This is a genomic window from Enterobacter sp. SCRI0065, assembly GCF_059766475.1.
In genome coordinates, this window is record NZ_JCBAJB010000001.1 from 323,461 (window position 1) to 338,827 (window position 15,367).

Consider the following 15,367-nt stretch of genomic DNA (forward strand, 5'->3'; position numbering starts at 1 on the left):
CAAGTCACATTACCAGCCGTAAGCGATCCCGCCGCCGACCACAAAGCTATGCTGGGAATCGTCAGACACGGAGGCTTTAACCACTACATTTTCCGTGGCGCGCGCCGAGAAACCGACTGCCAACGCGTTTTCACCATCGCTATTACCCACGCCTGCGCCAACGGAGAAGTTCTGGGTGTTAGTCACCTGCGGAATGTTTGCCATTGCCGCCACGCCTGCGATACCCGCGGATGCACGTTTACGGTTGTCTTCCACTTCGTTTTTAAGCTTACCAAAACTGGCGCTATTGCTTTGCTCAAGCGTCTCAATACGCTGCTCGTGGTTGGTCAGTTCGGCGCTATTCGCGGCAACTTTTTTGTTGGTTGCGCTTAATGCAGCACGGTTCTTCTCGGTATTATCCAGCGCGGCCTGAGCGCGAGATTGGGCGTACTCACCGCTGCTTTTGGCGATTTTCGTCTCTTTGCCCAGAGCGACAATTTCGTGCTCCCCATTAATGCTCATGCGGGAGGCATCAGCGGCGAGGTTATAGGTTGTCTTGTTCTGCACGGTAAGACTATCGATAGAGGTTTTGTTGGTCACGATGCCTTTGGCATTGTCGTCAATAAGGGTACGGTTACCGGCAATATTGCCTGCATTTTTGGTGACATCAGCATTGGTCTGCTGGAGAGCGGCGACGTTGTTGGTGATATCGCGCTGGCTATCCTTAAGAGCCTGGTCGTGGGCTGCCAGCTCCTGACGATCCTGAATGTTGTTGATTTTCAGGGTTTGCGTCTGGTTGTCGACGGACTGTAAATGGTTGTCCGTGTTGTGGATCGCCTGAGCATTCGTTTCAATATCGGTTTTGTTATCAGCGATGCCTTTGGCATTGTCGCCGATAAGAGTGCGGTTACCGGCAATATTGCCTGTATTTTTAGTGACATCAGCATTGGTCTGCTGGAGAGCGGCGACGTTGTTGGTGATATCGCGCTGGTTATCCTTGATGGTCTGGTCATGGGTTGCCAGCTCCTGACGATCCTGAATATTGTTGATTTCCAGGGTTTGCGTCTGGTTGTCGACGGACTGTAAATGGTTGTCGGTGTTGTGGATCGCCTGAGCATTATTATCGATGTTGGTTTTGTTATCAGCGATGTCTTTGGTGTTATCGTCAATAGCATTATGGTTTTCAGTAATCTGGTTTTGATGATCCACAAGGAGATCCAGATTTCCCTGAATCTGATCAAAGTTGATTACGTGATCATCGGAACCAAAAAAAGTCAGCTTGCCCTGAGTCGGATTTACGTCAAACACGCTTTGCCCTGACCTGTCTACGAACGACGTTGCCACGCCCGATTGATTGACATCATAGGAATATAAGCCAGCATAAGCGGCAGGCGTAATAACGACAGACAGCATAACGGCAATAACGGACTTCTTCATTGTAAACTCGCATTTGATTAAATATAGCGGACCAGGAATTCACAATGGAAATCCTTGGGGTAATGCCAAACGGTAACAACGCGCATTACGTCATTTTTAATTACCAGAGAAAGTGAATTATTCATTCTCGATAATTAAAAACGCCTGTAATAGTTCATGGCTTTTTTGAGGTGTTTGCCTGCTTGGTCAGTAGGCGAGGCAGAGAATACCTCTGTCGCTAAAGGAGAAACAAGATGTTTGTTATTGTAAAAATTTCTTATTTTTCATTTTAAATAATCATTTTGAATATCGCGAAAAATAATGTCATCGTTTGTTAGGTGTTTGTGATGAATAACCAAAAAGTTTAATGTAGACATCACGAATGCGGTGAAATAAATAAATGTATACTTTTATTCAGAAGGTGGAATGTAGACTTTCAGATGAAGGTGAGGAATTAAAGGGGATGTTGACGAGGAAAATTAACGGCGGCGATGGAGTCGCATATTCCCCCTCTCCCCTAAAAGAGGAGAGGGGAAGTCATTACCTGAATCAGAATCGGGTGTTAACGCTCATGTACCAGGTTCGACCCGGTTCATTATACGTGTATGCCCCTGCACCGTACATATATGCGCCAGTGGTGGCATTCCCGGTGGTCTGGGCATTACCCGCACGCCATTGACGTTTGTCGAAGACGTTATCCACGCCGCTGGTCAGGCTAAGGTTTTTGGTCACGTCCCAGGTCGCGCTCAGGCCGACAATGCTGTACGGACTAACTTCGTCCTTCTCAGAGCCTGTCACAGGTTGGCCTTTGTAGTTGTATTTCTTCGGCTGCTGCTTGCCGTACCAGGTGAAGGTCGATTGCACCGATACGTCCTGTTGTACCTGCCAGCTCAGCGTTGAGTTCAGCGTGTACTCCGGGATAATCGACAAACGGTCGCCGGTCTCTTTGTTCTTGCTTTGCAGCATGTAGGTAATGTTGTTGGTCCAGTTGACGGTCTCCGTGACCGGCACATTCAGTGAACCTTCCAGGCCTTCTACGACGGCCTTCGGTACGTTTTCCCACTGGTAAATATCGGTACTGACTTTGCTGGTGGATGTCTGACCAATCGGCGCGTAGCCCGCTTCAATCTTGTCGCGATAGTCGTTGCGGAACCAGGTCACGCCCGCCATCCAGCCCTCGCGTTTCCACTCCAGACCAATCTCTTTGTTGATGCTGGTCTCGGCCTTCAGGTCGTCGTTACCCATCATGTAACAGCCCACGCCGTCGGAACTGGCGTAGCAGCCCTGGCCTTTACTGTACAGCAGGTAGTTCGGGTTGGTCTGATACAGACTCGGCGCTTTATACGCCCGCGCGATACCCATCTTCAGGGTGAACTCATCGCCCAGACCCTGTGACAGGTTCAGGGATGGGCTCCAGTTGTTGCCCACAATGGAGTGATGATCGAAGCGCAGCGCTGGGGTCAGCATGGTGCTGTCGGTCAGCTCCATATTGTTTTCGGCAAACAGGGAGAAGATCTCCGCCGAGGAATACGGGCTGCGATCGTCGCTCATGCCCGGGATGGTTCCGCCTTGCTGAGCCTGCGAGTTAGAGGTGGAATCCTTCATGCGCTGCTGGTTCCACTCGGTACCCAGCGTCAGGTTCTGGTTGACCAGGAAATCGATCGGCAGATTGATCTCACTGTGCAGCATCACGTCAGCCAGATCGGTGTCGGTGAATTTGTTGCTGTTGAACAGGCCTTCGAGGCCGCCCGCCAGTCCTTCGCCCAGGCGTGAGTTACGCGTGTGCTCGTACTGCGCCCAGTTGCTGGTGGTGACGCCGTTATCCCAGCCCCCGTTCCAGGTTACGGCAAAGTTCTGGCGATAAATACGGTTAGTTTCTTTACCGTAGTTTTTCTTCACCAGCCCGTTTGAGCTGTTGTCGTTGTTGGTGTTCTGCGTGTCGCCCGCGTAGAGGTTGTTCTGGCGGCTGTAGCCCGCTTCAAACTGCAAGGACTGCATCGGGGCAAATTCCCAACGAACCACGCCGTTGACGTCTTTGTTTTCGACACCTTCGCGGCCCGCAGGCAGCGTGTCGGCATACGCGCCGGTACGGTCGGACTGGTGGCCCTGGTTGATATCCCACGCGTCGGCCTGGGTTTTATCCAGATTGCCATACAGGCGGAAGCTGAAATCGCCGCCCAGCGGGCCGCTCAGGTTGAAGTTGGTGCGTTTGGTGGAGCCTTCGTCTTTATGCTCTGGCGCATTCAGGTAGGTGTTCCACGAGCCGTGCCACTGGTCGTCGAATTTTTTGGTGATGATGTTCACCACGCCGCCCGCCGCGCCGTTACCGTAGCGTGCCGCCGCCGGACCACGGATGACTTCAATGCTTTCGATCATCTCTGGCGGTACCCAGCCGGTGTCGCCGCGAGTATCACGCTCGCCGCGCCAGCCCAGACGGATAGAGTTGCGGCTGGTGACCGGCTTACCGTCGATCAGGATCAGGGTATTTTCCGGTCCCATGCCACGGATGTCGATCTGGCGGTTGTTACCGCGCTGGCCGCTGGTGGAGTTACCGGTAAGGTTAACGCCCGGCATGGTACGGATGATTTCGGCCACGTCGCGAGCGGGAGGATTTTTACGGATTTCGTCAGCGGTGATTTTTGATACGCCCGGCGCCTGCAGGTTCTGCTCGGCGGCGGTGATCACCATCGTGTCTTCATGCTGCGCGCTGGTGGTCGCTGTGTCGTCTGCCAGTGCTGGCAGCGCGACGCCGTAAATCCCTAAGTTGACCAGCAAGGCCAGAGAGTGAATCTTCTTATTCATTGTACGTCCTGCTTTTCGCGCCGCATCCCCTTGACTCCATTCCCGAAGGGGAGAGGAGGCGGCATGGTTATTATGTGAGCGCGCTTCCCACAGCGCGGGCACTACGCTATTGCAAATGCAAATAGTTATCAATAATATTATCAATAAAATTTGTCCTGTAACAAAAAATGACGCGAGAAACATGAGGTTAAGAGAGTGACGGTGCAAACAGCGGGAAGCGATGCCTGGTGGCACTCGAAACAGGGGCCGGAAAGGGTAAAAGAAGGAGAGGACTACCGCGTCACGTTCTGGTGGCGCGATCCGGCAGGTACGGAGCGGTCGTCCCTCATTAAGCGGGTCTGGATCTACATCACTGGCGTGACCGATCATCATCAAAACGCCCGTCCGCAGTCGCTTGAGCGGCTACCCGGCACCGACGTCTGGCAGTGGCAGGGCACTTTTACGCCCGAGTGGCGCGGCAGCTACTGTTTTATCCCTACAGAAAATGACAACGACTTTGGTGACGCGGTGTTTAACGCCGACTCGCCCGACCGCATGGCGCTGCGCGAAGGCTGGCGCAAACTGTTGCCGAAGGCGATTGCCGATCCGCTGAATCCACAAAGCTGGCGCGGTGGGCGCGGGCATCCGGTGTCGGCGCTCGAAATGCCGAATGCGCCGGTCCAGCCTGGCTGGAATCACCCTGATACGCCTTATCAACCGCCCGTCTGCATTGAATGGCAGAGCGCGCGGCTGGGTAATCGTCGTCGCGTCTGGATTTTTACCACTGGCGATGAAAGCCAGGACCGCCCGCTGGCCGTCCTGCTTGACGGCCAGTTCTGGGCCGAAAGCATGCCCGTCTGGCCTGCGCTCACGGCGCTGACTCAGGAAGGTCAATTACCGCCTGCGGTGTATATCCTGATCGATGTAATCGACACTGCCCACCGCAGTCGCGAGCTGCCCTGCAATCCCGATTTCTGGCTGGCGGTGCAGGACGAACTTCTCCCTCTTGTGACATCCACTACGCCATTTAGCGATCGCCCCGACCGTACGGTGGTGGCCGGGCAAAGTTTTGGCGGCCTGTCGTCCTTGTATGCCGGCCTCAACTGGCCGCAGCGCTTTGGCTGCGTGCTCAGCCAGTCCGGCTCCTACTGGTGGCCGCATCGTGGCGCACATCATGACGGACTACTCATCGAACAGCTCAAAGCGGGTGAAAAAACCGCGCGCGGGCTGCGCATTGTCCTTGAGGCGGGCCGCAACGAGCCGCTGATTTTCCGTGCGAATCAGGCGATTTACGCCGAACTACAACACACACAGCAACCGGTTATCTGGCGTCAGGTTGACGGCGGACATGATGCGCTTTGCTGGCGCGGCGGGCTGACCCAGGGGCTGATGACCCTTTGGCAGCCGCTTATTTAATAACGGAGTCTGGTATGGAATTCAGTAATCCTTTCGATAATCCGCAGGGACAGTTCGCGATTTTGTCTAATGACCAGGCGCAATACAGCCTGTGGCCGCAGCAGTGCGCCTTGCCTGCGGGCTGGCGCGTGGTGTGCGAAGCCCAGTCACAGGAAGCCTGTCAGCAGTGGCTGACCGAAAACTGGCGAACGCTTGAGCCTACTCATTTTGCGGGGGATAAGGCATGAGCGCGCATCTTCCTCTCGTCGCTGCCCAGCCGGGTATCTGGATGGCGGAACAGCTTTCGACGCTGCCGAATGCCTGGAGCGTGGCGCACTACACCGAGCTGAAAGGCGATATCAACGCACCGCTGCTGGCAAAAGCCATCGCCGCGGGGATGATGCAGGCCGATACCCTGCGCACCCGCTTTAGCGAAGATAACGGCGAGGTGTGGCAGTGGGTCGATGAATCCATCACGCTGCCGGAACCGGCAATGGTTCGCGCTGAATCGCACGCCGCCGCCGTGGCGCTGATGGAGGCCGATCTCAGTCAGGATCTGCGCGTAGACAGCGGTCAGCCGCTGGCGTTCCACCTGCTGATTCAGGTCGAGGAAAACCGCTGGTACTGGTATCAGCGTTATCATCATTTAGTGGTAGATGGCTTCAGCTTCCCGGCCATTACCCGCCAGATCGCCGCCATTTATACCGCGCTCAGCAAAGGTGAACCGATTCCGGCATCACCGTTTACGCCGTTCGCCGAGGTGGTGGAGGAATATCAGCGCTACCGCGACAGCGAGGCGTATCAACGCGACGGCGCGTTCTGGGCCGAGCAGCGCAAGCAGCTTCCGCCACCCGTGTCGCTTTCCCCCACGCCGCTGCCGGGCCGTGCGGCAACCACCGATATTTTGCGCCTGAAGCTGGTTGCCGATAAGCGAGCGTTTAGCCGCCTGGTGTCGGCTGCACACCAGGTGCAACGCACCGATCTGGCCCTCGCACTGGTGGCGCTGTGGTTAGGGCGCTTAACCGGACGGCTGGACTACGCCGCCGGGTTTATCTTTATGCGGCGGATGGGATCGGCGGCGCTCACCGCCACTGGCCCGGTGCTGAACGTTCTTCCCCTGTCGGTGAACATTGCCGCGCACGACACGCTGCCGGATCTGGCGCAGCGCCTGGCAAATCAGTTGAAAAAGATGCGTCGCCATCAGCGTTACGACGCCGAGCAAATTGTCCGCGACAGCGGCCGCGCGGCGGGTGACGAAGCGCTGTTTGGCCCGGTTCTGAACGTCAAAGTGTTTGATTATCAACTGGATATTAATGGCGTAGACGCTATCACCCACACGCTGGCGACCGGCCCGGTCAACGATCTGGAGCTGGCGCTGTTCCCGGACGAGCAGGGCGGGCTGAGTATTGAAATCCTCGCCAACAAACACCGTTACGACGAGCCGACGCTGACCCGTCACGTGGCGCGCCTGCACGCGCTGCTGGCCCAGTTTGCTGACAACCCTGATCTGAAGTGCGGCGACGCAGAAACCGTTTCTGAGTCGGAATATCATCAGCTTGAGCGCATTAATGACACCGGCATGATGTTGCCCGCCACTACGCTTAGCGCGCTGGTCGCGGCGCAGGCACACAACACGCCGGACGCGCCCGCGCTGGCGGATGCTCACATTGCACTCACTTATCGCCAGATGCGAGAGCAGGTTATCGCCCTGGCAACACTGCTGCGCGAACGCGGCGTCAAGCCGGGCGACAGCGTGGCGGTGGCCCTGCCGCGCTCGGTGTTCCTGACGCTGGCGCTGCACGGCATCGTGGAGGCGGGGGCCGCCTGGCTGCCGCTCGATACCGGCTATCCGGACGATCGCCTGCGCATGATGCTCGAAGACGCGCGTCCGTCATTGCTGATTACCACTGACGATCACCTCCCGCGCTTTAGCGATCAGCCTGTCGAGACGTTTAGTTACAACACACTGTTACCGGTTGCGGGCAGTGAACCGCTGAACCTGGCGACGCCGGATCAGACGGCGTACATCATCTTTACCTCCGGCTCGACCGGTCGCCCGAAAGGGGTGATGGTGGGGCATACCGCCATCGTTAACCGCTTAATGTGGATGCAGGATCATTACCCGCTCACCGCGCAGGACGTGGTGGCGCAGAAAACGCCGTGCAGCTTTGACGTGTCGGTATGGGAGTTCTGGTGGCCGTTTATCGCCGGGGCGAAGCTGGTAATGGCCGAGCCGGACGCACACCGCGATCCGCAGGCGATGCAGCAGTTCTTTGCTCACTACGGCGTGACCACTACCCACTTTGTGCCGTCGATGCTGGCGGCGTTTGTCGCCTCGCTGACGCCGGAAAACGCCGACTGCTGCGCGAGCCTGAAGCAGGTGTTCTGTAGCGGAGAAGCGCTGCCGACGGCATTATGCCGCGAGTGGGAAGCGCTCACTCACGCGCCGCTGCACAACCTCTACGGCCCAACGGAAGCGGCGGTAGACGTGAGCTGGTATCCGGCGTTTGGACCAGAGCTGGCAGCGGTCGAGGGCAACAGCGTGCCGATTGGCTTCCCGGTGTGGAATACCGGGCTGCGCATTCTGGACGCGATGATGCGCCCGGTACCGTTTGGCGTGGCGGGTGATCTGTATCTCACCGGCATCCAGCTGGCGCAGGGATATCTTGGGCGTCCTGATCTCACCGCCAGCCGCTTTATCGCCGATCCCTTTGCGCCGGGCGAGCGCATGTATCGCACGGGTGACGTGGCCCGCTGGCTGGATAACGGCGCGGTGGAGTATTTAGGCCGCAGCGACGATCAGCTGAAAATTCGCGGCCAGCGCATTGAACTGGGTGAAATCGACCGCGCGATGCTATCACTGCCGGACGTGGCACAGGCGGTGGCGCACGCCTGCGTGTTTAATCAGGCTGCGGCGACGGGTGGCGATGCGCGTCAACTGGTTGGCTACGTGGTCTCTGAATCCGGCCTGCCGCTGGATCGCGACGCGCTGCTGGCGGCGCTAAAAGCCCAGCTTCCGCCGCACATGGTGCCGGTGGTGCTGCTGCAAATCAGCGCGCTACCGCTCTCGGCTAACGGCAAACTCGATCGCAAGGCGCTGCCGCTGCCGGAATTGACCAGCAGGGCTACGGGTCGTGCGCCACAAAGCGCCACGGAAATCGCGGTGGCGCAGGCGTTTGCTGCTCTGCTGGGCTGTGACGTGAACGATATTGAAGCGGATTTCTTCGCCCTTGGCGGCCATTCGCTGCTGGCGATGCGCCTGGCGGCACAGCTCAGCCGCGCGTTTGCCCGCCGGGTTACGCCGGGGCAGATTATGGTGGCCTCTACGGTGAATCAGCTCAGCACGCTGTTGGATTCGCCCATCAGCGAGGAACAGGCTCAGCGTCTGGGCTTTGAGACGATTTTACCCCTGCGTCAAAGCAATGGTCCGACGCTGTTTTGCTTCCATCCGGCGTCCGGATTCGCCTGGCAGTTTAGCGTGCTGTCTCGCTACCTCAGCCCTCGCTGGTCGATTATCGGCATTCAGTCGCCGCGACCGGACGGGCCGATGGCGCGATGCGCGGATCTGGATGCTGTGATTGAGCACCATCTGGCGACGCTGCGCGCCCAGCAGGCCCACGGGCCGTATTATCTGTTCGGCTATTCGCTCGGTGGGACATTAGCGCAGGGCATTGCCGCGCGGCTGCGTCAGCAGGGTGAAGAGGTGGCGTTCCTCGGCCTGCTGGATACCTGGCCGCCAGAGACGCAGAACTGGGCCGAGAAAGAGGCCAACGGGCTGGATCCTGAGGTACTGGCCGAAATCGAGCGCGAACGTCAGGCGTTTATCGCCGCCCAGCAGGGCCAGGCGTCAAGCGAGCTGTTTACCGCCATCGAAGGCAACTATGCGGATGCGGTGCGGTTGCTCACCACCGCCCATAGCGCGCGATTCGACGGCAAAGCCACACTGTTTGTCGCCGAGCGCACGCGAACGATGGATCCGCAACAGGCCTGGGCCCCATGGGTGAATGAGCTGGAGGTTTACCCTCAAGACTGCGCTCACGTGGATATCATCTCACCGCAGGCGTTTGAACAGATTGGACCGGTGCTGAAGGGGATACTGGCGTAAGACTTGAACCTTGCCCCTCATCCTAACCTTCTCCCCATAGGGGAGAAGGGACCGTCCGGAGCCGCCATCAGACCGCACGTTTCCCCAGCGGTACCACCAGCGGCGTGCCCGCCACCGGGTCGTCAATAATCATGCAGCGCATTCCGTAGATCCGCTCGATAAGTTCGGGCGTCACAATCTCTTTTGGCGCACCTTCCGCCACGATTTTACCGTCGCGTAGCGCAATCAGATGCGTAGCGTATCGACACGCCTGATTCAAATCGTGCAGCACCGCCGCCAGCGTATATCCCTGCGTGCGGTTGAGATCGCTCAGCAGCTCCAGCAGGTCAATTTGATGGCTGATATCCAGCCAGGTCGTTGGCTCGTCGAGCAGCATGATCGACGTTTCCTGCGCCAGCACCATCGCAATCCACGCGCGCTGGCGCTGTCCGCCGGAAAGGGTATCCACGCTTTGCAGCGCAAGATCGGTAATGCCCGTCGCGTTCATGGCGCGGGTCACGGCCTCTTCATCTTCTTTACGCCAGCGGGTGAACAGAGGCTGATGCGGGTAACGTCCGCGCGCCACCAGCTCCTGCACCGTGATATCGCCGGGCGTGGTGGCATTCTGCGCCAGTAACCCGATGCGCCGCGCCACCTCTTTGCTGGCAAACTGCTGAATAGGCTCGCCATCGAGAAACACGCTGCCCTGTGCGGGCGTCATCAGGCGACTCAGGGTGCGCAGCAGGGTGGATTTCCCACAGCCGTTCGGGCCAATAATCGCCGTAAAGTGGCCGTCGGGAATCGACACGGTTAAGTCGCTGGCGACGATTTTTTTGCCGTAGCCAAGGGTGAGGTTTTCGCCGCGCAAGCGGGTTGTTGTTGCACTCATTTCTTGCGGGACTCCTGAACTAACAACACGATAAGGTAAATGCCGCCAAGGCTGACGGTCACGACGCCCACCGGAAGTTGATAAGGCATAAACAGCTGCTGGGCGCAGAGGTCGGCAACCAGCAATAACAGCGCGCCGCACAGCGCCGACTGGGTCACGCCCCAGCGCGCCGTGCCGCTGATGCGCCGCGCGATGTGCGGGGCGACCAACGCAATAAAGGAGATCGGGCCCGCGATGGCGGTGGAGGCGGCGGTTAAGACTACCGCGACCAGCATCAGCGTCAGGCGGGACCGTTCAACGCTCACACCCAGCGCGCAGGCGCTATCGTCGCCCATTTCCAGCAGGCGCATTCTGCGCACCAGCAGCCACGCGCAGACAAGCATCAGCGCGATAATCGGCGTGGCGGGCAGGGTTTTAGCCCAGGTTAGCCCGTTAAGCGATCCGGCGTTCCACAGCCCGGCGGTGAGCGAGGTTTCCAGCGACGCGCGCATCAGCAGCCACGTGTTAAACGCCATCAGCATGGCGCGAATGCCAATGCCGATAATAATCAGGCGGAAGGTTTCAATGCCGTTGCGCCAGGCCAGCGCCCAGACGACAAGCGAGGTCAGGACTCCACCGGCCATCGCCGCCAGAGCAATTGCTGTCAGGTGTTGACCAAACAACACCATCGCCACCAGCACGCCGCTCCAGGCTCCGGTGTTAAAGCCCATCACGTCCGGGCTGCCCAGCGGGTTTCGCAGCAGCGACTGGAAGATGGCCCCGCTGACGCCGAGCGCCGCGCCGACCAGAATCGCCATCATCACGCGCGGCAGTCGCCATTCGGTGACCACCATAGTGATGTTACGCGGCGCATTGCCGGTGAGGGCATCAAAAACCTGTACAAAATCGAGCGTTACCGCGCCGCTGCGCAAGCTCCAGACGGCGGTGAGCACGCTTGCGATAACCAGCAACAGACAGGTGGTGACTAAACGGCGGGAAGGCGCCATCACAGGGCACCTCCGCGCTGGCGTCGCACCAGGAAAATCAGTACCGGTGCGCCGATAAAGGCGCTCACCACCGACACCCGTAGTTCGCCCGGGACCAGCAGGCGGCCCAATATGTCAGCAAATAACAGCAATACCGGCGTGGCGAGCAGCGTGACCGGGAGCGACCAGCGGTGATCGGCCCCAACTATCCAGCGCGCCATGTGGGGCATCATCAGGCCGATAAAGGCAATGGGCCCGACCACCGCCGTCGCGCTGCCGCACAGCACGGTGATTGCCAGCAGGCCGATAAGCTGGGTACGCGCCACGCGACTGCCGAGTGCGGTGGCGGTGTCGCTGCCGAGGCTCAGGCTGTTGAGCGCCCGGCTTAAAAGCAGCGCCACGGTGGCGGCGATCAGCACCGGAAGGGTGACGATGCGCAGGGTTTCCAGCGTGCGGATATCCAGCGATCCGGCCTGCCAGAAACGCAGTTGATCCCACACATCCGGGTTAAGCAAGGCAATGCCGCTGGATAATCCTTCGAGCACCGCGCCGAGCGCAACGCCCGCCAGCGTCAGGCGCACCGGACTCAGTTGCCCGCCACCCTGACTGCCGGTAAAGGCGACGATTAACGATGCGGCGAGCGCGCCGCAGAATGCCATCATCAGCTGTTCAGTGGGGGAGGAAAAGCCAAACAGCGCCGCGCCCAGCACGATAGCGAAGCTGGCACCGGCGTTGACGCCCAAAATACCGGGGTCGGCCAGCGGGTTGCGGGTGAGGGTTTGCATCAGCGCACCGGCAAGACCGAGCGCGCCTCCCGCCAGCAGTCCCGCAAGGGTGCGGGGCAGGCGAGCATCCAGCACGATCGTGCAGTCGGCGCTTTGACAACGACCGGACAGGGCATCGACGATTACGGATGCGGGCAAAGGTTTTGCGCCAACCAGCAGGCTGAGCGCCACGGCCAGCATTAATAGCAGTAATAAAACGGGCACCGCAGCGGCGCGCAACGCGGAAGAGGAAAACGACATAGCAACGTCCATGATTTGATAATGATAGTAATTATCGTTATCTATCTTATTTGGCTATGTTAGCATGTGCGCCCATGAAATTGGTAGATAGTTAGACCTCAAGGCCTTGTCATGAATCAAAAATCCTGGCTGCTCAATCTCAGCCTGCTCAAAACGCATCCGGCGTTTCGCGCCGTCTTTATCGCCCGCTTTATCTCCATTTTATCCCTTGGTCTGCTCGGCGTTGCCGTCCCGGTGCAGATTCAGGCCATGACCCAGTCCAGCTGGCTGGTCGGCCTGTCCGTCACCCTGACGGGCAGCGCGATGTTTATCGGCCTGATGGTAGGCGGAGTGCTGGCGGACCGATACGAGCGTAAGAGGCTGATTCTGCTGGCGCGTGGCACCTGCGGCGTCGGGTTTATCGGGCTGTGCCTGAATGCGATGCTGCCGGAGCCGTCGCTCATCGCCATTTACCTACTGGGACTGTGGGACGGATTTTTTGCCTCGCTGGGCGTTACGGCGCTGCTGGCGGCGACTCCCGCGTTGGTCGGGCGTGAGAATTTGATGCAGGCCGGGGCGATCACCATGCTCACCGTCCGTCTGGGCTCGGTGATTTCGCCGATGGTTGGCGGGCTGCTGCTAGCGACCGGCAACGTGGCCTGGAACTACGGCCTGGCGGCGGCGGGGACCTTTATCACCACGTTGACCCTGCTGCGCCTGCCGCTTTTGCCACCGCCACCGCAGCCGCGCGAGCATCCTTTAACATCGCTGATGGCGGCGATCCGTTTCCTGTTCAGCAACCCGCTGATTGGCGGCATTGCGCTGTTGGGCGGCCTGCTGACCATGGCGAGCGCGGTGCGCGTGCTTTATCCGGCGCTGGCGATTGAATGGCAAATGGGCGCGTCACAAATTGGCCTGCTGTACGCGGCGATCCCGCTCGGGGCGGCGTTCGGCGCGCTGACCAGCGGCAACCTGGCGCACAGCGCACGGCCGGGGCTGATTATGCTCTCGGCCACCGTCGCCTCGTTTATTGCCATTGCTTTGTTTAGCCTGATGCCGTTCTGGGCGCTGGGCGTAGTGTGTCTGGCGCTGTTCGGCTGGCTGAGCGCAATCAGTTCGCTGCTGCAATACACCCTGATTCAAACCCAAACGCCGGAAGGGATGCTCGGGCGAATTAACGGCCTGTGGACCGCGCAGAACGTGACGGGCGATGCGATTGGCGCGGCGATCCTCGGCGGGCTGGGTGTGATTCTGACGCCAGTAGCGTCGGCGAGCAGCAGCGGATTTGTGCTGGCGATCGTCGGGGCGATTTTGCTGATGACGCTGACGGAGTTAAGACGGTTCCGGCAGGAGGTGGTGTTGAAGGATAGTGCGGCCTGACTCGACGATTTGCACAATTTACTCCCTCTCCTCTTTGGGGAGAGGGCGGGGGTGAGGGGAGCATGCGGCTCAGGAGGATATTCCGTTCACTTCCAGTTTCGTGCTTCTCTATGAACCCGGAAACGGTGAACGTGCCAGGGCGGCTCAATCGCCACCGCCCTGGCGACCCGGGCTCCCGGCACGAAAATCGTCGCTTCGCGATACCCTCGTCTTATTCCTTACGGCTATCGGGGACGGGCGCTGCAACGTCCCTGTAAATGCGCCCTCGCCGCGTATCCATGCGCGTCGCCCCGGCCTTCAGTCAACGACTCGGCGATTTACAGCCGGACCAGGTCATCGCGGTAAGTCTGATATTTTGATGTCACCATATTCATGGCTGTGGAAATAAAAATGACTGGGAATCCCCCTCCCCAAACGGGAGAGAGGGTATAGTCCGCGCTTATTTGAATAGCGTATCCAGCCGCTGCAACACCAACATGGCGCTGTAATAATCCAGACGGAAGGTTTCCGTTCCTAGCGCCCAGACGCGCTTGTTTTGCACCGCAGGCAGGTGCGCCAGCAGCGGGTTGGCGTAGATCGCATCGACGTCCTTTTGGTCTCCCGCAAACAGGAATAGCCCTTCGCCGTTTAGCCCCGTCGCCAGATTTTCACCGCCCAACTGGATGATGTCGTGACGTTGACCCTGGCTTTTCGAGGTGTGCAGCCCGGCAGGCAGGTCGGCCAGCGTGAACCCAAGCTGTTGCAGGAATTTGCCCTGCGCCGATTCCGTGGTCCACAGGTTTGCGCTGTGCGCGGCGGCGGTGTAGACGATGGCGTTAACCGGCTGTGGTGGCAGCTTCATCTGCTGCTTTACCTTCGCAAGCTGGGTATCAAACTCGGCAATGCGTGCGGCGGCCTGCTTTTCCTGCCCGACTATCGCGCCGAGCTGGGTGAGTAGCGTCTGCCAGCTTTTGTCGTCGTAATTGATGACCAGCGTGGGCGCGATCGTCGAGAGCTGATCGTAAAGCGCGACCGCAGAATCACCGCCCGTGGCGCTGATCAGAATCAGATCCGGCATTTGCGCGGCAACGGCTTCGGCACTCGGCTCCCCGATGTACAAACGCGCCAGCTTGCGCTGCTTAGCAATATCTCCCCACTGACGCATAAAACCCTGCGCATCCGCCACGCGGTTGTTCGGCGTCGTTGCGCCGCTGGCGATCACCGGGGCGTCAATGGCCAGCAACGAGCCGGTGAGCGTCACGCTGGTGGAGACAATGCGCGTCGGTTTGCTTTCCAGCGTATGCGTGCCGCGGCTGTCGGTGACCTGGCGCGGCCAGTCGGCGGCGGTCGCTGAGGTTAGTCCTAAAACAAAAAGTCCTGCTAAAAGCAGGGCGTTACGGCAAACAGCGGGGAGTTTCACAAAGCGGCATCCTGATTTTGTTGAGCTTAATGCTTCTCATTTTCATGAATGAAGGGGAGGGATGCAAGCAATAGT

The 15,367-nt window shown here is 59.0% G+C and carries 10 protein-coding genes; 4 read left to right on the top strand and 6 right to left on the bottom strand.

What is annotated here, in order from left to right; all coding sequences use genetic code 11:
• Positions 1–9 precede the first annotated feature (9 nt).
• Positions 10–1,416, bottom strand: a complete 1,407-nt coding sequence (locus AC6EMZ_RS01550) for a YadA-like family protein (protein ID WP_498400644.1) — start codon at positions 1,414–1,416, stop codon at positions 10–12.
• Positions 1,417–1,944: 528 nt separating this feature from the next.
• The gene (locus tag AC6EMZ_RS01555; protein ID WP_498400645.1) at positions 1,945–4,197 is read right to left on the bottom strand and encodes a TonB-dependent siderophore receptor; all 2,253 of its coding nucleotides are present in this window, start codon (positions 4,195–4,197) and stop codon (positions 1,945–1,947) included.
• Between the two features lie 195 nt (positions 4,198–4,392).
• Here AC6EMZ_RS01555 and fes point away from each other — a divergent pair, with 195 nt between their 5' ends.
• The 3 genes from fes to entF are packed head-to-tail and all read left to right on the top strand — an operon-like array spanning position 4,393 to position 9,676.
• Positions 4,393–5,592 (top strand): enterochelin esterase, encoded by a 1,200-nt coding sequence (fes, locus tag AC6EMZ_RS01560; RefSeq protein WP_498400647.1) that lies wholly within the window; start codon positions 4,393–4,395, stop codon positions 5,590–5,592.
• Between the two features lie 14 nt (positions 5,593–5,606).
• Positions 5,607–5,819: an MbtH family protein gene (locus tag AC6EMZ_RS01565; protein ID WP_498400648.1), complete on the top strand. Its 213-nt coding sequence runs from the start codon at positions 5,607–5,609 to the stop codon at positions 5,817–5,819.
• Positions 5,816–9,676, top strand: coding sequence for an enterobactin non-ribosomal peptide synthetase EntF (entF, locus tag AC6EMZ_RS01570; protein ID WP_498400650.1), 3,861 nt, complete (start codon positions 5,816–5,818; stop codon positions 9,674–9,676). The genes AC6EMZ_RS01565 and entF overlap by 4 nt, the downstream gene beginning before the upstream one ends.
• A gap of 67 nt (positions 9,677–9,743) precedes the next feature.
• Here the strand turns inward: entF and fepC are convergent, their stop codons facing one another.
• The 3 genes from fepC to fepD are packed head-to-tail and all read right to left on the bottom strand — an operon-like array spanning position 9,744 to position 12,534.
• Positions 9,744–10,544, bottom strand: coding sequence for an iron-enterobactin ABC transporter ATP-binding protein (gene fepC / locus AC6EMZ_RS01575; RefSeq protein ID WP_498400651.1), 801 nt, complete (start codon positions 10,542–10,544; stop codon positions 9,744–9,746).
• Positions 10,541–11,533 (bottom strand): iron-enterobactin ABC transporter permease, encoded by a 993-nt coding sequence (gene fepG, locus AC6EMZ_RS01580; protein WP_498400653.1) that lies wholly within the window; start codon positions 11,531–11,533, stop codon positions 10,541–10,543. The genes fepC and fepG overlap by 4 nt, the downstream gene beginning before the upstream one ends.
• On the bottom strand, positions 11,530–12,534 hold the full coding sequence (gene fepD / locus AC6EMZ_RS01585) for a Fe(3+)-siderophore ABC transporter permease (protein ID WP_498400655.1): 1,005 nt from the start codon (positions 12,532–12,534) through the stop codon (positions 11,530–11,532). Before fepD ends, fepG begins: the two co-directional genes overlap by 4 nt.
• A gap of 111 nt (positions 12,535–12,645) precedes the next feature.
• Between fepD and entS the strand changes: the two genes are divergently transcribed.
• On the top strand, positions 12,646–13,893 hold the full coding sequence (entS, locus tag AC6EMZ_RS01590; RefSeq protein ID WP_498400656.1) for an enterobactin transporter EntS: 1,248 nt from the start codon (positions 12,646–12,648) through the stop codon (positions 13,891–13,893).
• Between the two features lie 439 nt (positions 13,894–14,332).
• On the opposite strand, the gene fepB is transcribed toward entS, so the two are convergent.
• Complete coding sequence (gene fepB / locus AC6EMZ_RS01595; protein WP_498400657.1) at positions 14,333–15,292, bottom strand: Fe2+-enterobactin ABC transporter substrate-binding protein; 960 nt, start codon at positions 15,290–15,292, stop codon at positions 14,333–14,335.
• Positions 15,293–15,367 lie beyond the last annotated feature (75 nt).

Excerpts from the sequence above, each read along its gene's own strand:
- AC6EMZ_RS01550 (WP_498400644.1), bottom strand. The coding sequence starts at position 1,416 with ATGAAGAAGTCCGTTATTGCCGTTATGCTGTCTGTCGTTATTACGCCT.
- AC6EMZ_RS01555 (WP_498400645.1), bottom strand. The coding sequence starts at position 4,197 with ATGAATAAGAAGATTCACTCTCTGGCCTTGCTGGTCAACTTAGGGATT.
- AC6EMZ_RS01565 (WP_498400648.1), top strand. The coding sequence starts at position 5,607 with ATGGAATTCAGTAATCCTTTCGATAATCCGCAGGGACAGTTCGCGATT.
- entF (WP_498400650.1), top strand. The coding sequence starts at position 5,816 with ATGAGCGCGCATCTTCCTCTCGTCGCTGCCCAGCCGGGTATCTGGATG.
- fepC (WP_498400651.1), bottom strand. The coding sequence starts at position 10,544 with ATGAGTGCAACAACAACCCGCTTGCGCGGCGAAAACCTCACCCTTGGC.
- fepD (WP_498400655.1), bottom strand. The coding sequence starts at position 12,534 with ATGTCGTTTTCCTCTTCCGCGTTGCGCGCCGCTGCGGTGCCCGTTTTA.
- entS (WP_498400656.1), top strand. The coding sequence starts at position 12,646 with ATGAATCAAAAATCCTGGCTGCTCAATCTCAGCCTGCTCAAAACGCAT.